Origin of the sequence: Aquitalea sp. USM4 (assembly GCF_004328945.1) — a bacterium.
Taxonomy (GTDB): domain Bacteria; phylum Pseudomonadota; class Gammaproteobacteria; order Burkholderiales; family Chromobacteriaceae; genus Aquitalea; species Aquitalea pelogenes.
The window spans coordinates 4,098,862-4,119,286 of record NZ_CP029539.1 but is presented as its reverse complement, the minus strand read 5'-3'; the positions used below and the strand labels follow the sequence as shown (position 1 = coordinate 4,119,286).

The 20,425-nt window shown below is 59.5% G+C and carries 18 protein-coding genes; 12 read left to right on the top strand and 6 right to left on the bottom strand.

Annotated features, from left to right (window positions below; genetic code table 11):
• Positions 1-208: 208 nt before the first annotated feature.
• Positions 209-613 carry a nuclear transport factor 2 family protein gene (locus DKK66_RS18885; protein WP_045848214.1) on the bottom strand — a complete coding sequence of 135 codons (405 nt, stop codon included), beginning with the start codon at positions 611-613 and terminating at the stop codon, positions 209-211.
• A 47-nt stretch (positions 614-660) separates the two neighbouring features.
• Here DKK66_RS18885 and DKK66_RS18880 point away from each other — a divergent pair, with 47 nt between their 5' ends.
• Positions 661-1,590: a LysR substrate-binding domain-containing protein gene (locus DKK66_RS18880; RefSeq protein ID WP_131360520.1), complete on the top strand. Its 930-nt coding sequence runs from the start codon at positions 661-663 to the stop codon at positions 1,588-1,590.
• Between the two features lie 66 nt (positions 1,591-1,656).
• Here the strand turns inward: DKK66_RS18880 and DKK66_RS18875 are convergent, their stop codons facing one another.
• Positions 1,657-2,697, bottom strand: a complete 1,041-nt coding sequence (locus DKK66_RS18875; RefSeq protein WP_131360518.1) for a zinc-dependent alcohol dehydrogenase family protein — start codon at positions 2,695-2,697, stop codon at positions 1,657-1,659.
• Between the two features lie 135 nt (positions 2,698-2,832).
• Between DKK66_RS18875 and DKK66_RS18870 the strand changes: the two genes are divergently transcribed.
• The 7 genes from DKK66_RS18870 (at position 2,833) to DKK66_RS18840 (ending at position 9,432) form a co-directional block, all read left to right on the top strand.
• Positions 2,833-3,318 carry an Lrp/AsnC family transcriptional regulator gene (locus DKK66_RS18870; protein WP_131360516.1) on the top strand — a complete coding sequence of 162 codons (486 nt, stop codon included), beginning with the start codon at positions 2,833-2,835 and terminating at the stop codon, positions 3,316-3,318.
• 156 nt (positions 3,319-3,474) lie between these two features.
• The gene (locus DKK66_RS18865) at positions 3,475-4,086 is read left to right on the top strand and encodes a hypothetical protein (protein ID WP_131360514.1); all 612 of its coding nucleotides are present in this window, start codon (positions 3,475-3,477) and stop codon (positions 4,084-4,086) included.
• 66 nt (positions 4,087-4,152) lie between these two features.
• A complete protein-coding gene (locus DKK66_RS18860; protein ID WP_131360512.1) occupies positions 4,153-4,725 on the top strand; it encodes a hypothetical protein in 573 nt (190 codons plus the stop codon).
• A gap of 24 nt (positions 4,726-4,749) precedes the next feature.
• Positions 4,750-5,361, top strand: a complete 612-nt coding sequence (locus tag DKK66_RS18855; RefSeq protein WP_131360510.1) for a hypothetical protein — start codon at positions 4,750-4,752, stop codon at positions 5,359-5,361.
• Positions 5,358-5,939 (top strand): hypothetical protein, encoded by a 582-nt coding sequence (locus tag DKK66_RS18850; RefSeq protein WP_131360508.1) that lies wholly within the window; start codon positions 5,358-5,360, stop codon positions 5,937-5,939. Before DKK66_RS18855 ends, DKK66_RS18850 begins: the two co-directional genes overlap by 4 nt.
• Positions 5,940-7,412: 1,473 nt before the next feature.
• Entirely contained in the window at positions 7,413-8,117 is a 705-nt protein-coding gene (locus DKK66_RS18845) for a hypothetical protein (RefSeq protein WP_131360506.1), read from the top strand.
• Between the two features lie 121 nt (positions 8,118-8,238).
• On the top strand, positions 8,239-9,432 hold the full coding sequence (locus DKK66_RS18840; protein WP_165494233.1) for a GGDEF domain-containing protein: 1,194 nt from the start codon (positions 8,239-8,241) through the stop codon (positions 9,430-9,432).
• Here the strand turns inward: DKK66_RS18840 and DKK66_RS18835 are convergent.
• Positions 9,402-9,866: a nuclear transport factor 2 family protein gene (locus DKK66_RS18835; RefSeq protein ID WP_131360501.1), complete on the bottom strand. Its 465-nt coding sequence runs from the start codon at positions 9,864-9,866 to the stop codon at positions 9,402-9,404. The two genes, DKK66_RS18840 and DKK66_RS18835, sit on opposite strands and share 31 nt — an antisense overlap.
• 45 nt (positions 9,867-9,911) lie before the next feature.
• Positions 9,912-10,460, bottom strand: coding sequence for a carboxymuconolactone decarboxylase family protein (locus DKK66_RS18830; protein WP_131360499.1), 549 nt, complete (start codon positions 10,458-10,460; stop codon positions 9,912-9,914).
• Positions 10,461-10,567: 107 nt separating this feature from the next.
• Here DKK66_RS18830 and DKK66_RS18825 point away from each other — a divergent pair, with 107 nt between their 5' ends.
• Together DKK66_RS18825 and DKK66_RS18820 are read left to right on the top strand one after the other, a co-directional pair.
• Positions 10,568-11,470 (top strand): LysR family transcriptional regulator, encoded by a 903-nt coding sequence (locus DKK66_RS18825; RefSeq protein WP_207389821.1) that lies wholly within the window; start codon positions 10,568-10,570, stop codon positions 11,468-11,470.
• A 153-nt stretch (positions 11,471-11,623) separates the two neighbouring features.
• On the top strand, positions 11,624-12,778 hold the full coding sequence (locus tag DKK66_RS18820; protein WP_131360497.1) for a GGDEF domain-containing protein: 1,155 nt from the start codon (positions 11,624-11,626) through the stop codon (positions 12,776-12,778).
• 125 nt (positions 12,779-12,903) lie between these two features.
• On the opposite strand, the gene DKK66_RS18815 is transcribed toward DKK66_RS18820, so the two are convergent.
• On the bottom strand, positions 12,904-14,529 hold the full coding sequence (locus tag DKK66_RS18815) for a methyl-accepting chemotaxis protein (protein ID WP_131360495.1): 1,626 nt from the start codon (positions 14,527-14,529) through the stop codon (positions 12,904-12,906).
• Positions 14,530-14,807: 278 nt separating this feature from the next.
• Positions 14,808-17,099 (bottom strand): NADP-dependent malic enzyme, encoded by a 2,292-nt coding sequence (locus DKK66_RS18810; RefSeq protein ID WP_062787981.1) that lies wholly within the window; start codon positions 17,097-17,099, stop codon positions 14,808-14,810.
• 179 nt (positions 17,100-17,278) lie between these two features.
• Between DKK66_RS18810 and DKK66_RS18805 the strand changes: the two genes are divergently transcribed.
• Both DKK66_RS18805 and DKK66_RS18800 read left to right on the top strand, forming a co-directional pair.
• Positions 17,279-18,232: a LysR substrate-binding domain-containing protein gene (locus tag DKK66_RS18805; protein WP_131360493.1), complete on the top strand. Its 954-nt coding sequence runs from the start codon at positions 17,279-17,281 to the stop codon at positions 18,230-18,232.
• Positions 18,233-18,457: 225 nt separating this feature from the next.
• Entirely contained in the window at positions 18,458-20,392 is a 1,935-nt protein-coding gene (locus DKK66_RS18800; RefSeq protein WP_165494232.1) for a bifunctional diguanylate cyclase/phosphodiesterase, read from the top strand.
• The last annotated feature ends 33 nt before the right edge of the window (positions 20,393-20,425 follow it).

Sequence of the window (20,425 nt, the reverse complement as noted above, 5' to 3'; positions counted from 1 at the left end):
TGGGGATTATACGCAGATGCTTCCTGCGCCGTGCGGGCTTCTGCCTATGGCCTCATGTTCTGCGCTTTGTCGACTGAGCCGGCATGGGCCGGGATGAACGTGTTGCGGCGGAACACCCCGCTAAATCCTGGGGCTTCCGCCCTGCGTAACCGGCGGGGAAGGTGGATGCCCCGGCGGGGCGCTCCACCATGGCGTGGTGTGTGGCCTGTCAATCCGGGCTGAAGCGGTCGCCCAGGTCGGCACGGATGGTGTGGGTGTCGTAGATGATGACCAGCTTTTCAATCAGGCCATCCGCATTGAAGTCGAACACGTCCACGCAATCAAAGCTGACAGTGCTCTGGTCTTTCAGCACCCAGTCATAGCGGAAATAAGCCGTGGCTCGGCGGCTGCCCTGGCTGCTGTGGAAGAGGTCCAGCAGGGTGATCTTGCTGTTGCCGGAAGCCTCGGCCAGCTTGCGGTAAAACGATGCGGGGCTGACCCATCCCAACAGGGGAGAATAAATGGTGGCCTGCGGGGCAAACAGGGCGACCACCCCGTCAACATTGCTCTGTTCAAGTGCCTGCAGGTAGTCTGTCAGCCTGGCTGCGTACTGCGCCGTATCGATACCGGACATTGCTGTATTCCTTGTTTGGTGTGAGTCATCACCTTAGCCATTTGCCCATGAGCCGAATATCGACAAATTCTGAAGCCGGATATGCAGCGGATGCATACCTGCTTGGCGAACTGACCAAACCCCTGCCATCCATCATGGGCTTGCAGGCGTTTGTCGCCGTTGCCCAGCTGGGCAGCCTGTCGCGTGCCGCCACCCAGCTGCACCGCACCCAGGGCGCGGTGAGCCGCCAGATCCAGCAACTGGAACAGTACTACCAGCTAGCCTTGTTCCGGCGCAGCGCCAGCGGTATGCAGCTGAGCCCGGAAGGCGAGCAACTGCAACAGATTGCCCGGCGGGTATTGGCCGAGCTGTCCGCGTTTTCGCAGCTGGCCAGCCGGCAGCAGCAAGTCATTCGCCTGCGCCTGCCATCCACGCTGGCACTGCGCTGGTTCCTGCCACGGCTGGACAGCCTGCAACAGTTGCTGCCCGGCATCCGCGTCGACATCAGCACTTCCATCAGCGATACCCCCGACTTCACCGGCACCGAGCTGGACGCCATGCTGGTGCGCGGCGACGGCCAGTGGCATGGTTTGCATGCCGAACGGCTGTTTGCCGAACACCTTACCCCGATGTGCTGCCCGGCACTGGCGCGCGAGTTGCACAGCCCGGCCGACATGCAGCAGCACTGCCTGATTCATGCCGATGCCGGCCAGCAAGCGTGGCAGGGCTGGTGGCGGCAATATGGCAGCGGGGAAATGGCAGGGCGGCATGTCGAGTTCGACTCGCTGGAATCCGCCACCGGGGCTGCGGTACTGGGTTACGGCATTGCACTGGGAGACCCGCGCCTGGCACAAGACCGGCTGGCCAGCGGCGAGCTGGTGATGCCCTTTGCCGCCATGACCACCAGCACGCTGGCTTATTTTCTGGTGATGCCCGAGCCCGGCCGCCACAGCCCCAAGTTGCGCGAGCTGACTGAAGCCCTGCTGGCCCTGGCATAAGGTGGATGCCCCGGCGGGGCGATCCACCATGCGTTGCATGACCGCAAGCAGCAGGCTGACGGGGAGTCAGAACTCCGTCACCACCGTTACCCCGGCCACCTCGAACCTGTCCATATTCATCAGCACTTCAATCGACTGCTCAAGGCTGATGGTGCGGCCAATCAGTTGCTCCGGTGCCAGCTTGCCCGCAGCCATCATGGCGAACATGGCATCGTAACGATGCGCCTGCATGCCGTGGCTGCCCAGGATTTCCAGCTCGTGCGCAATCACCTTGCTCATCGGAATGGCCGGGGTGCTGTGCTCGCCCAGCATCAGACCCACCTGCACGTGCTTGCCGCGTTTGCGCAGATTGCTGATCGAGTTGAAGCAGGTGACCGGATGGCCCAGCGCATCCAGTGACACATGCGCACCACCGCGGCTGATGTCCATCACCGCTTCAACCACATCCGGCACCTTGCTGGCATTCACCGTGGCCACCGCCCCCAGCTTGCGCGCCAGTTCCAGCTTGTCGTCCGAAATATCAATGGCAATCACATTCGCCCCGATGGCATTGGCAATCATGATGGCTGACAGCCCAACGCCACCGCAGCCATGCACCGCCACCCACTGCCCGGCCGAGGTTTTGCCCTGATCCACCACCGCGCGGAACGATGTCACAAAACGGCATCCCAGGCTGGCGGCAGTGGTGAAATCCAGCGACTCCGGCAAGGCCACCAGATTGATGTCCGCCTGATGGATGGACACATACTCGGCAAACGAACCCCAGTGGGTGAAGCCGGGCTGGAACTGGTGGTCGCACACCTGATGATTACCCGAATGACACTCCGGGCAATGGCCACAACCAGCCACAAACGGCACCGTGACCCTATCGCCAATCTTCCATTTGCCCACCTGCTTGCCAACCGCCGTCACCACCCCGGAAAACTCATGGCCGGGCACATGCGGCAGCTGAATGTCCGGGTCGTGGCCAACCCAGCCATGCCAGTCACTACGGCACACGCCGGTTGCCATCACCTGGATCACCACACCGCTGTTATCCGGCGTCGGGTCCGGCACGGTAGTCAGTTGCGGCGGGGCCGAAAACGATTCGTAAACAATGGCTTTCATGCAGTACTCCTCAGTGGAATGGTGCATTTATTGTGAACGTTTCCCCAGAAATTACCTGTCAGATTGCCATTGGAATAAGCCGTAATCTGAAATAGGATTTCAGTCATCAACTACCCGGTGAAGGATTTCTTCAAAATGACCGACCTCGACAAAGTAGACCTCGCCATCGCCGACAAGCTGCAACAGGATGGCCGCCTGTCCAACGCCAAGCTGGCCGAACAATTTGCCATGAGCGAAGCCTCCTGCTGGCGACGGCAGAAACGGCTGGAAGAGCTGGGGGTCATCGAGGGATACAAAGCGGTACTGAACCGACGCAAACTGGGAATAGGGGTGATGGCCTTTGTGCAGATTGTCTGCACCCAGCACAGCGAAGAAGCCACCGCCGCATTCGAACGCATCATCCAGGCCTGCCCGCAAATACTGGCCTGCCATAACACCACCGGCGAAGCCGACTTCCTGCTGCAAGTGGTCGCACGGGACCTGGATGACTACAGCCGCTTTGTCGAGAAAGTACTGCGCAAATTACCGGGGGTGTTCAGCATCCGCAGCAATATCTCGCTCAGGGAAATAAAGGTGATGAACAAACTGCCCATCACCGATATCGAGCCAGGCCAGGGCTGAATGGCCATGACCTGCGCGGGTGGCTGGTGATTGGCAAGCGCAGGGGGTGCTTGTTATTGTAGGGCGGATGCCCCACAGGGGCGATCCGCCGAAATGCGGCTAAACGAAATACATCGCTGATGCGCAAATACACTGATTTTATTTAATTGGAAAATCATGCAAAAAATATGGAAGTGGCTATTGGCAGACAAAAAGCGCAGTGCAAAGGTATTTATTGCATTGCTTGTATGCGGCATGGTGATCCGGGCATGGTGGCCAGTTAACTGGAAGGAAGAGGTGCAGCTGGAATCCGGACAAGTCATTTCGGTAAGGAATTTTAACTGGATAAATGGCGTGGGCCCTTGGGGCGAGGGCGGTGGGGAAGTAATGGAGTGGGTATTAATGGTGGATGGAGGGACAGTAGAGCATACCCCGCCTGTCTGGATACAGCCTTATGTGCCAATTCTGATAGATCGCTACCCGGATGGCAGATGGCTTGTTGTGGCTACCGCTTATACCTGTGAGCGCATGTTGGCACTGGGGAAGCCCTATCAGCCTTATACCCAGTTTATTGAACAGGATGGTCAATGGCAGCAGGTGAAGCTGGATGCTCGACTGGTGGGAAGGCTGACTAATTTGGGGCCGGGTATTAGAAATGACACGATGGATGATCTGACATTGCGCGATAAGAAAATAACCAGAATAAAAGAGGAGGGGCGGATTTTTGTTCAGTATTTAAAAATTGCAACGATGGCTGAGTTGCTTGTTAGGAGTGCTGGCTGTCAGTAGGGTTTTTACATGGTTATTAGTGGTCTGTTTTGATTTGTATCTTATTGTATTGTAAGGGCAATTTAAATGTTGATAAAATTAGCCATGTATGTAAGAAAATGGTTCTCGGGTTTGGTTTTTGCTAATAAAGTAATTATTGTTTTGTTGGTGTTGCTGTTTTGCTTGGTTGTGGAAGCATATTTCGATATGAGAGTGGTATGGTCGGAAGAGGTGAGAGTGGGTGGAGATGTTGTGCTTGTCAAGCGAATGGCAGAAATGTCATGCCCATCGTGGATTCCCTGCGATGGGAACCACGAGACAGGAGGAAGCGTTAAATTTTCTTACCGCGGAGGGCAGTATGACTTTGAGTTCGCAGGGATTGGCAGCGTTGCACCTGTATATCTTGGATTGGAAAATGGGGTTGTTGTGCTGACTGTTTTTGACTGGGCGAATGGTAGTCGATGCCTTTCAAGCTATCAGTTATTAGATGGCGGAGGAGGTCGGATATTTGAAAATAAGAAATTCCCGGATTTCAATCTTTACATAGAGTACCCGGAAAGCTTTAATTATGTGAAATTGTCGAACAAGCCAGGACCTTGGGGGCTTGAATATGCTGGGTATGTGAAAGATGGTCAGGTTGCTTTGAATTGCAATAACTGAAAATGTCCTTTGGGGAAGTGTGTAATGATGTTATGTGGTATCAAGATATTTCTCGCAGGTCTGGCCTTCTATCTGCTTGTTAATGATGTGCCGGCATTTGCTGCTGCACCTGACTCTGCGACCATCATTGCCCCGGTAGCCGATGGCAATCCATCTACATTGCCTGAAGGCAAGGCACGGATACGATTTTTTGGTCAAAACGGCATAGACCTGAGTTTTTATCGAAACCGTACCTGCTATCAGGATGGCTTGTTTGGTCTGAAGGGGGGTGAGTCTGTTTCTGGCGGCTTCGGATCCGGGCTTGCCTCTTTGCTTGGCACCGTCGGAAGTATCGGCATTGGCATGCCTGAAACCAATAGTTCAATGCATCTGCATGACAAAGATCTTATCGGGAGCAAGGCGTTTTACCGCGAATATGAATTTACAGCTGATGAACCTTTGACAGTGGCAGCAAGGTGGGGGGGGTGTCGCACCCAGGCTCTCACCTTCAAACCAGAAGCAAACAAGGACTACGAATTCGAAATGACTGAGCAGAACGGTTTATGTGAGCTGATCGCATCCAGACTCATGGGGACAAGTTCTCCTGCAACCCTGCAACCGCTGCGAGACTACACAAAGGCTTCGGAATGCCCGTGAACATACGTTACCTTTTCAAAATACCTCTTTGCATGATAGCGGCAGCTCTGCTGCTGACGGCTTGCTCCACCCAGTCGCAACCCTATCCACGTTACTGGTCGCCGATGGTCTTGAATCAAAAGGAGTGCCCTGACCTATCTGGCCGCTACCAGGTTAACAATTCTGATTGTCAGGCCCGTCAGTGTGAGTCCCTCTATAGCAAGTTGCCACCATCTTCAATACCGGACCGGTCATTGCTTCCCGATTTGCGCGAAATTGAGTTACAGGGCGTACGTGAAGGACGATTGCAGATCTCATATCCTGCGAAAGATGGCGGACCTGGGGCCACCATCTCATTGCAGCGTGGTACGGATTTTCAGTGTGAAAAAGGCCTGCTGGTTTTTGAAACCCCGGGTCGATTCATGGCTGGTGATGGGGCATTCGGACGACAGAATGCACTACGTCGCTATTTTTCTCGCACTACAGACGGTTCACTGGTGATGCGAGAGACAGGCTCCTCCGGTGGAGTTGTTTTTCTGATTGTGCCGGTCTATCTCAGTAACGAGACTTGGATGCGCTGGTTGCCGAGCAACAAATAGAATTGGCCGGGATAGCCGCAGGCCATTCTTGTGGGGTGACGTTGGAGGTGAAGGAGGGCTTGGCCAGGCAAGCCCTTTTTCGCGTCCGCCGTGCGGAAGAGGTAATGCAAATCATCATCCGCGTAGCGGATTTCTAGCCAGCATCTTCCAACGAAACACCAGCAGCAAAACCCAATTGCCATCTCGCCACACTATCGAGGCAATTTCATTTGCTTCCCCTGCATAGACCGGAAACATGGTGGACGGGTGTGCGAGAACATTAGTGACACTTCTTGTGTTGATGACATCAAAAACAACTTGAAAATAAAAGGCAAAGAAAACTTCGCGGGTCTCGCCCCGCCGTCGAGGTACTTTACTTTTGCTTCGCCAAAAGAAAGTACCCAAAGAAAAGGCGACCCGCAGCGCGTCGAATTCCCGCCCCAGTCGCACCGCTCAGGGCGCGGCCGGAACTTGCGGCGCGCTACCGTCGCGCCGCTGCGGACAGCCGACCGCTTAAAACCCTGAGCGGCACATCTGCGACGGCTCGCGCTGACGGGACTGGGGCAGCTCCGACAGGTGTTTCAGAGCAGAAAATGGCTCTGCTGTTTTCGGGAGATTTCTTTGGCGATAGTTGAACTACGGCGGAACGCCCCGGTAAGGCAGGGGCATCCGCCCTACGCGCCGCCTCCGTAGGGTGGATGCCCCAAAGGGGCGATCCACCGCGAAACACTCCCGAATAAATCCATTTCCCCCATCAAATAACTACCGTACCGATGCCACCCCTGGTCCCGTCAAGCATGCCGACGGGTGGCCGGGGCGAGGTTTTAAGCGCCTGCAATGTCTGAGCGATTTGACGTTAGCAAATCGCGAGTTCAGGCGCGCCTCGCCGCGGGCGGGTCCTGTCGGGCAGCCGCAGGCCATGCTTGTGGGGTGGCCTTGGAGGTGAAGGAGGGCTTGGCCAGGCAAGCCCTCTTTCCCGTCCGCCGCGCGGAAGCGGCAAGACAAGAAATCATCCGCGCAGCGGATTTCTACAGTCCGAACAATTCGGATTTTGTAGTGCGCTGGGATGGTCCGCATGACGGCGGGACACCCCGGTAAGGCTGGCGCTTCCGCCCTACGCGCTGGCCAAATAACGTCACCAAGCAAACAAGCATCCCGTCCACCGTTGCGGATACCAGCTCCCTTACCTGCACATCTTGCCAGTGTTTCCCCGTCCCTCTACCCTTGCCGTCCCCGGTGGTGCTGATTAGCCTTGTCCCGTTGCGTTTTCTAGCGCATCCAGGTTTGGCGACCTGATGAGAGTTACCGGGAAAGCCGTGTCAAAGCGGCTTTTTCTGCTTGCGTCTGCACCCTTCAATGGCAGGCCAGGTGGGGAGACCTATACGGTCTGCCGGTTCTGTGGTGACTCTCCCGGTTCGCCAACCCCGCTTTGGCCTGCCACCCGCCTTCAAACAAGCGCGTGGCAGCCTTCATCCTGCAACGGAGGGCAGCACCATGACGCATCCCGACCCCATCATCCCCCAGCCACCACCCCTGACACTCTGCTACCTCGGCAAACCCGTCCGCGTAGTACAACACCACGGCCATTACTGCCTGCTGGCTGACGACATCCTGCAACTGTTCGGCCCGCGCCTGCGCCGCAGCCTGCAACAACAACTCCCGCCGCAGCTGGGCTGCACCATCAGCCTGAGCCCGCAAGACACACCGCAAACCGGCTGGCCCGCCGCCACACTGCAACGCGCCTTGCGCCACAGCAAACGCCCGGCTGCGCGCCGCCTGCGCCTGTGGCTGGAGCGGCAAGCACTGCCAGCATTGCAACAACGTCCCGATTGCTACGCCAGCTGGGAGCAGGCACTGGCCATGGCGGCGGAGGCCGGGCAACAAATCAGCCATGCCGTACTGCAGGCGGTGCTGCAACATGGGCCGGGCTGGCAGCGCAGCCACTGGCTGCTGACTCTCAATTACAGCCCGGACCACCCACGCCGCCATGCGCATGGCCGACTGGTGGAGCTGGATAGCCAGGCCTCACCGCTGCAAGCGCTGGCGCAGCGTATTGCCGGGCCGGACGGGCTGGACTGCAATCATGCCGAGCTGCTGCGGCTGGCCAGCGCCTGTTACCAGCAACTGGCCAAGCGCATGGAAAAGCAGGCGTGGCGGGTGGAGGCGCAGCAGCAACGGGGCAGGGCTGCCGCCGCTTGAGCTGTATGTGGAATGGGTTCTGTCTCTATACTGGTAGAAAATACAGGTGATGGTGAGGGCCGGCCGTGTCTTGCCGTCGCCATTGCCTCTGCCTCATTCCGCCACTACTGAACTGCACAGCATGAATCCAAGCACAAGCAAGCAATGGCAGCAGATGGTCTGGCGCTGGTTGCAACTGGGCGTGGACCCGGCGCAAAGCGGCGCAGTGCGCAGGCGGCAGTACATCACCAATGCCGTGCCTGCCCTGGTTTTGTTGATGGTGCTGTTTTACTTTTTGCTGTTTTTCTGGCTGGGCAACTGGGCGCTGGCGTCCATCAGCCTGAAGGCATCGGCCATTCCGCTGCTGGGCATGGTCTGGTTTTACCGGCAGCAGCGTCTGGGCAGGCCGCCGCATTACTGGAAGGCCTGCCTGATTTGTCAGGCCACCGTGCTGGCGGGGATTCTGGGCGGGCAGGGTACCGAAATCGGCGGGCACTACTATTTCCTGTTGTTCTTTCTCACCACACCACTGGTGGTGCCCACGCGTGACAAGTGGGGCATGTTGCTGGTTACCAGCATCTGCATTGGCTGGTTCTCGCTGTTTGATCTGCACCCCTGGCCGGCCAGCGCAGAAGTGGCGGCGCTGGGGGTGGACACCATCAAGCTGCTTTACCTGAGTGTATTGCTGTCCGGCTCGGTCATCCTGTTTGTTGCGCTGTTAAGCGGCGAGTTTTTTTCCGAGGCGCTGGAGCGGCGCATCCAGCAAATGGCCTGTACCGATGTGCTGACCGGGCTGGCCAACCGGCGGGTGTTTTACCAGACGATGGCACAGTGGCAGCTGGCCTGTCAGCGCGAGCGGCGGCCTTTCTGCCTGGCCATGCTGGATATCGACCACTTCAAGCGCATTAACGATAGCCACGGTCATGAAGCCGGAGACCAGGTGCTGCGCGCGCTGGCCCGGCTATTGCAGCAAGGGGTGGGGCGGGATGATCTGGTATGCCGCATGGGTGGCGAGGAGTTTGCCATCCTGCTGGCGGGCCGCAGCCTGGAGCAGGCTTTGCCCTTGTGTGAGGCCTTGCGGCAAACCATTGCGGCCACACCCATGCTGACGGGCAGCGAGCTGCTGCATGTCACGGTAAGCATGGGTCTGGGGCAATGGCATGGGGTGGGTGGCGAATCCGGGTTTCTGGCCGCTGTCGATCAGGCGCTGTATGCCGCCAAGCATGCCGGGCGCAATGCCATTCGCCTGCATGTGGACGGTGCGATGGTAGCTGGCCTGCCACGGCAGGAAACCCGGATGCGCGATTACAGACCCAGCGCGGACAGCGAGGGGTGATCGTCCGGCCGCCTGCCTTGTGGCCAGTGGAATAGCCGGTCGGCTTCTGCAATGGCCAGGTCGTTGATGCTGGCGTGGCGGATGGCCATCAGGCCGTGCGCGTCGAATTCCCAGTTTTCATTGCCATAGGCGCGGTACCACTGGCCGCTGTGGTCGCGCCATTCATAGGCAAAGCGCACGGCAATGCGCTGCTCTGTAAAGGCCCACAGTTCCTTGATCAGCCGGTATTCCTGCTCGCGCTGCCATTTTTCGGTCAAAAACGCTTCGATGGCCGCACGGCCCTGTATGAAGCGGTCGCGGTTGCGCCAGCGGCTGTCCGGGGTGTAGGCGAGGGCGACGCGGGCCGGGTCGCGGCTGTTCCAGGCGTCTTCGGCCAGCCGTACTTTCAGGGCGGCGCTGGTGGCGTCAAACGGGGGCAGGGGTGGGCGGTTCATGGCGGGCTCCGGGTGGCTTGCCCCGGCGGGTGCCGGGGCGGTGGGTCAGGCGCTAAAGGGCTGGACAGCGGGGAAGTCGATGTCGGTGTCGGCTACAGAGTTGATGTAGTTGGTCCAGCTGTTGAGCGCAACATGCTGCACGATTTCGATGATCTGCGCCTCGTCATAGCCGGCTGCCTTCACTGCCAGCAGTGCGTCGCGCCCGACATGGCCGCGCTCAAGTGCCACTTGCGCTGCAAAGCGCACGGCGGCATCGGCCTTGGGGTCGGTGGAGGTGCCTCGGCGGTTGGCCAGGATTTCGGCATCGTCCAGCTTGGCCAGGTTCTTGCCCAGGTAGCTATGGGCGGACAGGCAATAGGCGCAGCGGTTGATTTCGGCCACAGCCAGCGCAATGCGCTCGCGGGTTTGGGCCGGCAGGCTGCCGCGCCCCAGGGCGGCGGACAGGGCGAGGTAGCCTTCCAGCGCTTGCGGGCTGTTGGCTACCAGACGGAACAGGTTGGGAACAAGGCCAAACTGTTTGTTGACGGCTTCCAGCATGGCTTGCGAGGCAGCCGGGGCGTCGGCGATGGTGGCGGGGATGGTGAGGTGCGACATGGTCTGGCTCCGTTCGGGCTGTGTTGGTGACAGCCCAGACAATACCCGTATTCATGAATGGTGATAATTCGTTAAAATATGGAATCACTATCCCGGAAATCGAGAATATGGCCGACAGACTGGAAGCAATGGCGCTGCTGGTGGCGGTGGTGGATGCCGGTGGCTTTTCCGCGGCGGCGCGGCGGCTTGGGCTGCCGCTGGCCACCGTCAGCCGCAAGGTGGCGGAGCTGGAAAGCTACCTTGGCGTGCAGCTGTTGCAGCGTTCCACCCGGCATATTGCGCTGACCGAGGCCGGGCGCAGTTATGTGGAGGCATGCCGGCGCATTCTGGACGATGTCAACGAAACCGAACGCGCCGCCGGTGGCGAATATGCCGCGCCCAAGGGGGATCTGGTCATCACCGCGCCGGTGGTGTTTGGCCGCCTGCATGTCACCCCGGTGGTGGTGGATTTTCTCAAGGCGTACCCGGATATCAATATCCGCCTGCAACTGGGCGACCGGGTGTCGCATTTGCTGGAGGAGCATATCGACCTGGCGGTGCGCATTGGCCCGCTGCCGGACAGCAGCCTGGTGGCTACCAAGGTGGGTGAAGTGCGTCAGGTGGTGTGTGCCTGCCCGGAATATCTGGCGCAACGCGGCCTGCCTACGGTGCCGGAGGATATCCGCCAGCACGACTGCATCAGCTATGACGCGCTGGCCGGTACGCAAGCCTGGCCATTCTATAAAGGTAATGCGGTTTCGCTGGTGCCCATCAACCCCCGGCTTGTTGTCAACGGGGCCGAGGCGGCGCTGGATGCCGCTTGCGGCGGCCTTGGCCTCACCCGTGTGCTGTCCTACCAGTGCGAACCGGCAAGGCGTGAGGGGCGGGTGCAGATTGTACTGGCGGATTATGAGCCAGCTGCATGGCCGGTGAGCCTGGTGTATGCAGCGCAGGGCAGGCTGCCCATCAAGCTCCGCGCTTTTCTGGACTTTGCCGCCCCGCGCTTGCGTGCGCGCCTGGCTGAGGGGTGAGGGCCTGGATGGTACTGACGTGATTGTCTACTGATAAACAGGACTGCAAAACAGCTGTGCTAGCATGACGGGCTATGCACGATGAATGGATTGGATCAAGAGAACCGGCATGCCCGCTCGCCAACCGTGAAGTGAGTCATCAAGGGCGAGTTTATGAGCAATTCCATTTCCATGCTGATGCTGGATCTGCCAACGGTGCTGTTTTTGTATTCGACATCGTTGATTGCCGGCACCTGCGCCGTATTGAATGCATGGCGTCACCAGCGCAATGAAACCGGGCTTGGGCGGATTGCGCTGGCGCTGGCCGTGCTGGCGGTCGGGGGTGTGCTGGCGGGGCTGAGCGAGCTTGAGCTGCTGCCCTGGCCGTTCTTGTGGCGGTATGTGCATTTTGTGCTTGGCGTTGGCGGCTATGCTGCCCTGTGGAGCGGTTTGGCCGAGCTGAGCAGCCCGCGTTGGCGTGCCTGGCGGCTGCGAGTGGCCCTGGTGCCGCTGCTGTGGCTGCTGGTCGGCATGTTTACCGGCTTTATCGCCCACAATGAGCAGCGTGCGGCGGTGTTTCATTTCAATGCGTTTTCCTTCCTGCTGGCGGCGGCATTCTGCATGTGGCATGACCGTCATGCAGAGCCGCTGGCTTCCAGACTGCTGCTTAGCCTGACGCTGCTGGTCAGTGCCCTGCTGTATGGCAGCGAGTGTTACTGGATAGTGAGCAGTGCCTGGTCCCGGCAGCTGCTGTCCTGGGCTTTCTTCGCGCAGATCATCTGCAATTTCACCCTGGTGTTGCTGGTGCTGACCATTCTGTCCGAGCGCTCTGCAGTCAGGCTGCGGCAGGCCAGCGAACGGGACGAACTGACGGGCGTGGGGAATCGCCGTTACCTGTTTGCCCGCTTGCCTGTGCAGGCCGAGGCGGGCAACGCCATCATCATGGCGGATGTCGACCACTTCAAGCGCGTGAACGATTGCTTTGGCCATCTGGGTGGGGATCGGGTGTTGGCGGTGGCTGCGCAGGCGCTGCAAGCCACATTGCGGGAGCAGGACCTGATTGCCCGCTTTGGCGGCGAGGAGTTTGTCATTTTCCTGGCGCAGGTGAGTCAGGCCGAGGCCCGCAGCCTGGCAGAGCGACTACGCTTGCAGCTGGCTGCGCAGGAAATCGACATGGCGGGTGAAAAATGCAAGGTCACCGTCAGTATTGGTCTGGTCTGGCTGGATGGCCCTGGCCGCAGCTGGGATGAGTGGCTGAATCTGGCGGATGCCGCCTGTTATCAGGCCAAGCAGCAGGGGCGGAACAGGGTGTGCGAGCACGAAGTGTAGGCGCGAGGCTTGTGGTCATGCAGGGCTGCTGCCTGGGATGATGGTCTATAGCGCTTGGTTGGCAGCAGGCCTGACACCGGCTGCCGGGCCTGCTGCCGTTTCACCCCCGCCGTCATGGCGGAAGGCTACAAATGAAAACGGGCGGTAATATCCTGCAGATTATGGGAAAGCGCACTTAACTGGGCCGATGTGGTGGCCAGTTCTTCTACGGTGGCGCTGTTTTCTTCCGCCATCTGCGACACGCGCTCCATGTTTTGCGCCAGGCTCTGGCTGGCCACCCGTTGTTCGCTCAGTGCGCCGGTGATGTTGGCAATGCTGCGTTCGATGGCTTGCGTGCTGTTGCCAATGCGCTCGATGGTTTGCGAGGCCAGTTCGGTACTGCTGCTGACCGCTTCCACACTCTCCAGACTGGAATTCATGCTGCCGACGACCCGGCCCACGCCGTGCTGGATGGCGTTGACCATCTGGGTGATTTCCTGTGCCGAGCTGGTGGTGCGTTCCGCCAGCTTGCGTACTTCATCGGCCACCACGGCAAAGCCGCGTCCCATTTCACCGGCACGTGCTGCTTCAATGGCGGCATTCAGCGCCAGCAGGTTGGTTTGGTCGGCCACGTCGCGAATCACGGTGACAATGCTGCCAATCTGCTGCACCTCGGTGCTCAGCATGTTCATTTGTGAGGAGGTGCCGCTGACGGCCTGGCTGACGTCCTTGATGCGGGTGACCGAGTCGATGACTTCCTTGCCGCCGTCCCGCGCCAGACTGCCGGTGGAGCGGGACTGGCGGGTGGCTTCGTCCGAGTTGTCGGCAACATGGTTGATGCTGACGGTAAGCTGTTCGATGGTGGCGGCGGCTTCTGCGGTGGCTTCGGCCTGGTGCTGTGCGCCACTGGCTACTTGCTCGGCCATGCTGGACAGTTCCCGGGCCGAGTCGGAAACATTGTGCGCATTCAGCTGGATGGCCTGCACAATGTCACGCAGCCCCTGGCGCATTTCCTGAATGCCGCGGGCAATCTGGATGGCCTCGTCGCGTGCCGGCGGATAGTTTTCATCCTGACCAGCCAGGTTGCCATTGCGGATTTGTTCCACCAGCCGGGCTGATTGTTTCAGCGGCAGGGTAATCAGCCGTGCAATGAACAATGCGCTGCCTATGGCCAGCAACAGGGCGATGCCGCCTACGGTCAGCATGCTGACCATGGCGTTGTGGTGGGCGCTGGCCGCATCCAGCATGGCTTTTTGCATCAGCCCTTCCTGAAAATCGGCAAACTCCTTCAGGCTGGCCATGTAGGCGGCATTGGCCGGGGCAATTTTCTGTTTCACCACATCCGCGGCTTCGGCCGTTTTATGGCTGCGAATCAAGGGGTATATCTGTTCCTGTGCGTTTAACAGTGCCTGGTTTTTTTCACGCATGCTGGCAAACAGCGCTTTGCCCTTGGCGGTGGAGAGCAGTTTTTCCACCTGTTCCATGGCGGTGGCCTTCTCTGCGTTCAGATTGTTGACCTTGCTCAGGTACTCTTCGGTGTCACCCGCGCTGTAAATGACGGCATTGCGTATTTGGCGGCCAATATCCAGCGTCTTGATGGTGAGGGTGCTGGTGAGGGCAATTTTCGGGTAGCGGTCCTGGGTGATGTCCAGCATTTTGCTGTTGATGATTTGCATATTGCTGATGGCGGTAAACAGCAACAGCAGCATCAGGGTAATGACCAGGGTAAAACCTGCAAGCAACTTCTGTCTGACAGTGAATTGGCTGAGCATGATATTTCCCGAGCGAGTGATTGGCGGGGCAGGGTCTGACAATCGGCTGTGGTGCACTGCTGTTTAAAGGCACTGGAGATCAATATCAGCAGCATCCATTCCTGTTCTTAGATGAGGGAAAAAGCTGTCGCAAGCCGGACTGTCCGCAAGGGCGGATAGTTGATGTCATACACCATGCGCATGGCGGATGCATGCTGCAAGAATGGCTGCTGGTGTAGAGGGGTGTGAGAGGGGACGGGCTGCTGCGGCCGGTGTGGCGCGCAGCAGCCGGGGCAGGCTTAGTCAGCCTGGCGGTTGGCTTCCATCACGGTGAGCGCGGCCATATTGATGATGCGGCGCACGGTGGAGCTGGAGGTGAGGATGTTTACCGGTGCATTGACGCCCAGCAGGAAGGGGCCGACGGCCACATTGCTGCCGGCAGCGGTCTTCAGCAGGTTGTAGGCGATGTTGCCGGCGTCGACATTGGGGCAGACCAGCAGGTTGGCGGCACCTTTCAGGCGTGACATCGGCAGGATGTTCATGCGCAGCGCTTCGTCCAGTGCGCAGTCGCCATGCATTTCGCCGTCCACTTCCAGTTCCGGGGCGCGCTGGCGGATGAGTTCCAGCGCCTGGCGCATCTTGCTGCCGGAGGCCGAGCTGCCGGAGCCGAAGTTGGAGCGCGACAGCAGTGCGGCTTTGGGCTTCATGTGCAGCAGCGTCATTTCCTCGGCGGCGGCCACGGTGAATTCGGCAATCTGTTCGGCCGTGGGGTTGTCGTTGACGTGGGTGTCCACCAGCGCCACGGTCTGTTTTTCCAGCAGCAGGATGTTCATGGCGGCGTAGGTGTCCGAGCCGGGCTTCTTGCCGATCACCTGGTCAATGTAGTGCAGGTGGTCCTGATAGCCGCCCACCGTGCCGCAGATCATGCCGTCGGCGTCGCCCAGCCGTACCATCATCGCGCCAATCAGGGTCAGGCGGCGGCGCATTTCCACGCGGGCCATTTCCTTGGTCACGCCATCACGGCACATCAGTTCCCAGTAGCTGGTCCAGTACTGGTGGAAGCGTTCGTCGTATTCCGGGTTGGTGACTTCCACGTCCTCGCCCAGACGCAGGCGCAGGCCGAATTTTTCGATACGCGCCAGCAGCACTTCCGGACGGCCCACCAGAATGGGGCGCGCCAGTTTTTCATCGACGATGACCTGCACCGCACGCAGCACGCGTTCGTCCTCGCCTTCGGTAAACACGATGCGGGTCTTGCCGCCTTCACGCACCAGCTTTTTGGCGGCGGCAAACAGCGGCTTCATGAAGCTGCCGGAGTGGTAGACAAACTGTTGCAGCTGCTCGGTATAGGCGTCGAGGTTGGCAATCGGGCGGGTGGCCACTCCGCTGTCCATTGCCGCCTTGGCCACGGCCGGAGCAATGCGCACGATCAGGCGCGGGTCGAACGGTTTGGGAATCAGGTATTGCGGGCCAAAGGACAGGTCGTAGCTGCCATAGGCGGCGGCCACCACTTCGTTCTGTTCTTCTTCGGCCAGGCCGGCAATGGCGTACACCGCAGCCACTTCCATTTCACGGCTGATGGTGGTGGCACCCACGTCCAGCGCGCCACGGAAGATATACGGGAAGCACAGGACGTTGTTGACCTGGTTGGGGTAGTCGGAACGGCCGGTGGCCATCACCACGTCGTCACGTACCGCGTGGGCTTCTTCCGGCAGGATTTCCGGAGCCGGGTTGGCCAGCGCCAGAATCAGCGGGCGGGCGGCCATTTGCGCCACCATGTCCGGCTTGAGCACGCCGCCAGCGGACAGGCCGAGGAATACATCGGCACCGGCAATGACTTCGCGCAGGGTGCGGGCGTCGGTGGGCTGGGCAAAGCGCGCCTTGGCCGGGTCCATCAGCACGGTACGGCCCTGGTAGACCACGCCTTCGATATCGGTCACCCAGATGTTTTCCAGTGGCAGGCCCAGGTGCACCATCAGGTCCAGGCAGGTGAGGGCGGCGGCACCGGCACCAGAGGTGACTACCTTCACCTGGCGGATGTCCTTGCCCACGACCTTGAGGCCGTTGATGAAGGCGGCGGCCACGGTGATGGCGGTGCCGTGCTGGTCGTCATGGAAGACCGGAATCTTCATCCGTTCGCGCAGCTTGCGTTCCACCTCGAAGCATTCCGGAGCCTTGATGTCTTCCAGATTGATGCCGCCAAAGGTGGATTCCAGGCTGGCGATGATGTCCACCAGCTTGTCCGGGTCGGTTTCGTTGATTTCGATGTCGAACACGTCCACACCGGCAAATTTCTTGAACAGCACGGCCTTGCCTTCCATCACCGGCTTGGAGGCCAGCGCGCCGATATTGCCCAGGCCCAGCACGGCAGTGCCGTTGGTGATGACGCCCACCAGATTGGAACGGGCGGTAAAGCGGCTGGCATTGAGCGGGTCGGCAACGATTTCTTCGCAGGCGGCGGCCACGCCGGGGGTGTAGGCCAGCGCCAGGTCGCGCTGGGTCACCAGCGGCTTGCTGGCGTTGACGGCGATTTTGCCCGGGGTGGGAAATTCGTGGTAATCCAGTGCTGCCTGACGGTCGGTGGTATCCATGACGCATTTTCTCCAGTGAGGTGGGCTGGTGGCTGTCTGTGCTGTGCCGCATCGCCCGGTTGGCTGCCAGGGGTGAGGTGGTCTGCCCCTGCGAATGTGGCCATTCTAGGCAGTAAACATAAGCTGGTTATTTTGATTTACTATCATCCCATAATGTTTACCTTATGGAATGCGGCGATATGACGGGCATTAATGGCGAAGAAGTGCTGCGCCGCTTGAGTTCGCGCCTGAAAATGCGGCATCTGATCCTGCTGCTGAATATCCGGCAGTACGGCTCCCTGACGCGGGTAGCTGAACAAATGGCCAGCAGCCAGCCGGCCATCACCAGTGCACTGGCCGAGCTGGAAAGCATGTTCGGCGCGCCCTTGTTCGACCGCTCGGTACGCGGTATGGCGCCCACGGCGCTGGGCAAGCTGGTGCTGGCACGGGCCCAGGCGATGATTCACGACCTGGGGCATCTGGTGCGCGACATGGAAAGCGCGGTGGCCGGTTTCGATGCCCACCTGCATGTGGGGGTGATTCCCTTCATTTCCGGACGTTTGTTGTCGGCGGCCATCCGCCGCGCCATGCCGGAGGACAGCAAGGGCCTGACCGTCACCATACACGAAGGCACCAGCGACCAGCTGTTGCCGCAATTGCAGGACCACACGCTGGATATCGTGATTGGCCGGGCCTCGTCCACGGTGGATCTGGCCGGGGTGGAGTTCAGCCTGCTGTACCGCCAGCAACCACGGCTGATTGCCAGCCGGCGACTGGCGGCCCAACTGGGGCGGGTACGGCTGGACTGGCAGCAACTGGTGGCGCTGGACTGGATTCTGGGCGCACCCAATACGCCGATGCGCGAGCAGGTGGCCGACATTTTTCTGGCCGCCGGGGTGGCTCCGCCATCGCCCATTGTCGAGAGTTATTCGTCCAAGCTGATTGGCGAAATGATTGTGGCCAGCGAGCGGGCGGTGTCGATTGTGCCGGCGGATATCGCCAAAGAACTGGTGCGTACTGCCGGGCTGGCCATCGTGCCGTATTCGTTTGACTGGACCTTGCCGCCGATTGCCATGTTTACCCGTGCCGGCGCACAGTCCCGCCCCTTGCTGCAATTTGCCGAAGCCTTGCGCCAGCTGTGTGCGGATGCCTGAGCAGGGTCGGGATTTCATTCACCCTCACCACAGCAAAATTTGTCGCCGATGGCATAACAGCCTGCTGGCAGCGCTTATAATGGCAGTTTACAGCCAGCGTCATGCGCAGCATTTTCCTGCACCAGCCCGGCCCGGCCGTGGCAGCAGTCAGCCGCTGCCATCACTTTGGCCACCAGCCGGCGCGACAGGGCCCAGTCATTGATAAGGCGGTTTATGCAGCAAGGCATGCTTGAAAGAATATGGCGCGAGTCATTGAAGAATTATGCGGTTGGCTTGCTGGTGAATCTGGCAGCCATTCTGGCCATTACTTATATCCTGTCTGACGACACATCCGGTTTTGTCCTGCAATGGTCCGGCGCGGCACTTGCACTCACCGCCCTGCGTTTTGTCCAGTTCCTGCATGCAGCCAGACGCTATCGCAAAACCCATACCTTCCTGCTGGCCGACAGCTTCTACCTGAGCCTGGGGCTGGTGAGCGCCGCCGGACTCTGGGCGGTACTGGGCTGGTGGGGCATTGCGCATTACCAGGGCGCGCAGCAGTTTGCCATTATCGTGATCCTGTCCTCGCTGGCCGGTGGGGCCACCGGCACCTTGTCCTCGCTCAGGATTGCCGGCAAGGCTTATATCCTGCTGCTGCTGGTGCCGGCCTGTATCCGGCTGTTCCAGTCCGGCATCCAGTCGCACGTCATGCTTGCCGTGATGGGGGTGATTTTTGCCTGGGTGATGATGATTACCCACCAGAACAACTACAAGCTGATCCGCCGCAGCATCGGCCTGTCCCTGTCCAACAAGGGTTTGCTGGATGAGCTTTCTTCCCTGACCGAAGAGCTGAAGCGGGAAAACGACACGCTGGAAGCGCGGGTGGAGGAAAGAAGCAAGGACCTGCTGCGCCTGGCGTATTACGACGAGCTGACCGGCCTGTTGAACCGCCATGGCGTGTTCAATCTGGTGAAGTACTTTGGCATCACCCCCGGCAATGTCACGGTTTTCCTGATCAATCTGGCGCGCTTCAAGCAAATCAATGACGGCATGGGCCACGAGGCTGGCGACATGGTGCTGCGCCAGGTGGCGCAGCGGCTGGAAGCGCTGGCGTCGCAGCTGAACCAGGACATTTTCGGCAATGTCGACTGTCAGGTGGGGCGCTGGGGTGGCGACGAGTTCATTTTCTATTTTTCCCGCCTGGGTGAGGGTGCGCTGACCCCGGAGGAAGTAGGCGTCATGCTGAAGCAGGAAATCAGCCAGCGCATGCAGGTGGCGGGCAAGACCATCTGCGTGGACGTCAATATCGGCGCGGTGTCCGAGCAGGACTGTGACAACCCCAATAATCTGTTTCTGTATGCCGACATTGCTGCCGGCGAGGCGCGTCACAGCGGCCATGTGGTGTTCTTCACCCCCGGCATGCGCGAGCAACTGCGACGCAAGACCACGCTGGCGCAGGACCTGCGCATGGCCATTGGCAATGGCCAGCTGTCCATTGTCACCCACAATATTGTCTCGGCCGAGGACCACACGCTGGCGTCCTGTGAAATCCTGTCGCGCTGGGCGCACCCGGAGCTGGGTGATATCTCGCCGGTGGAGTTCATCCCGGTGGCCGAGGAAAGCGGCATCATCGTGGAGCTGGGCGACTGGGTGATTCATCAGGCCATGGCTGCCCAGCCGCTGCTGCAGCAAATGGCGGGCAAGCCGGTGAAGGTGGCGGTGAATGTGTCGCTCTACCAACTGCTGCAGGAAGACTTTGTCGACAAGCTGATGCTGTTTACCAGCGGCGACTTTTACCCGCAAAACCTGATTGTCGAGCTGACCGAAAGCGTGTTCCACGAAGACGAAATCGCGCTGGTGAAACAGGCGCTGTTCAAGATCAAGCAGCTGGGGGTGGAAATTCATATTGATGACTTCGGCACCGGCTATTCTTCGTTCTCGCGCATCTGCGAGCTGCCGATTGACGCCATCAAGATCGACAAGGCCTTTATCCAGTCCGAAGACGAAAAGAACATCGCCATTATCGAGGCCGTGGTGTTCATTGCCCGGCGGCTGAAGATACGCGTGATTGCCGAAGGCATAGAAACCCTGGAACAGGCAGAAAAAATGCGCATGCTGGGCGTGAACGAACTGCAAGGCTTTTTCTTTGGCAAACCGGCCGCTCTGCCTTCCGGCTTGTGACGATGTCTGGTGCCATGCGCCGCTTTGCTTGTC

What these genes read in the sequence shown, in the direction of transcription:
- DKK66_RS18845 (WP_131360506.1), top strand. Translation starts at nt 7,413, where the DNA reads ATGACGCATCCCGACCCCATCATCCCCCAGCCACCACCCCTGACACTC.
- DKK66_RS18820 (WP_131360497.1), top strand. Translation starts at nt 11,624, where the DNA reads ATGAGCAATTCCATTTCCATGCTGATGCTGGATCTGCCAACGGTGCTG.
- DKK66_RS18840 (WP_165494233.1), top strand. Translation starts at nt 8,239, where the DNA reads ATGAATCCAAGCACAAGCAAGCAATGGCAGCAGATGGTCTGGCGCTGG.
- DKK66_RS18865 (WP_131360514.1), top strand. Translation starts at nt 3,475, where the DNA reads ATGCAAAAAATATGGAAGTGGCTATTGGCAGACAAAAAGCGCAGTGCA.
- DKK66_RS18835 (WP_131360501.1), bottom strand. Translation starts at nt 9,866, where the DNA reads ATGAACCGCCCACCCCTGCCCCCGTTTGACGCCACCAGCGCCGCCCTG.
- DKK66_RS18870 (WP_131360516.1), top strand. Translation starts at nt 2,833, where the DNA reads ATGACCGACCTCGACAAAGTAGACCTCGCCATCGCCGACAAGCTGCAA.
- DKK66_RS18815 (WP_131360495.1), bottom strand. Translation starts at nt 14,529, where the DNA reads ATGCTCAGCCAATTCACTGTCAGACAGAAGTTGCTTGCAGGTTTTACC.
- DKK66_RS18880 (WP_131360520.1), top strand. Translation starts at nt 661, where the DNA reads ATGAGCCGAATATCGACAAATTCTGAAGCCGGATATGCAGCGGATGCA.
- DKK66_RS18860 (WP_131360512.1), top strand. Translation starts at nt 4,153, where the DNA reads ATGTTGATAAAATTAGCCATGTATGTAAGAAAATGGTTCTCGGGTTTG.
- DKK66_RS18875 (WP_131360518.1), bottom strand. Translation starts at nt 2,697, where the DNA reads ATGAAAGCCATTGTTTACGAATCGTTTTCGGCCCCGCCGCAACTGACT.
- DKK66_RS18805 (WP_131360493.1), top strand. Translation starts at nt 17,279, where the DNA reads ATGACGGGCATTAATGGCGAAGAAGTGCTGCGCCGCTTGAGTTCGCGC.
- DKK66_RS18885 (WP_045848214.1), bottom strand. Translation starts at nt 613, where the DNA reads ATGTCCGGTATCGATACGGCGCAGTACGCAGCCAGGCTGACAGACTAC.
- DKK66_RS18825 (WP_207389821.1), top strand. Translation starts at nt 10,568, where the DNA reads ATGGCCGACAGACTGGAAGCAATGGCGCTGCTGGTGGCGGTGGTGGAT.
- DKK66_RS18855 (WP_131360510.1), top strand. Translation starts at nt 4,750, where the DNA reads ATGATGTTATGTGGTATCAAGATATTTCTCGCAGGTCTGGCCTTCTAT.
- DKK66_RS18800 (WP_165494232.1), top strand. Translation starts at nt 18,458, where the DNA reads ATGCTTGAAAGAATATGGCGCGAGTCATTGAAGAATTATGCGGTTGGC.
- DKK66_RS18810 (WP_062787981.1), bottom strand. Translation starts at nt 17,099, where the DNA reads ATGGATACCACCGACCGTCAGGCAGCACTGGATTACCACGAATTTCCC.
- DKK66_RS18830 (WP_131360499.1), bottom strand. Translation starts at nt 10,460, where the DNA reads ATGTCGCACCTCACCATCCCCGCCACCATCGCCGACGCCCCGGCTGCC.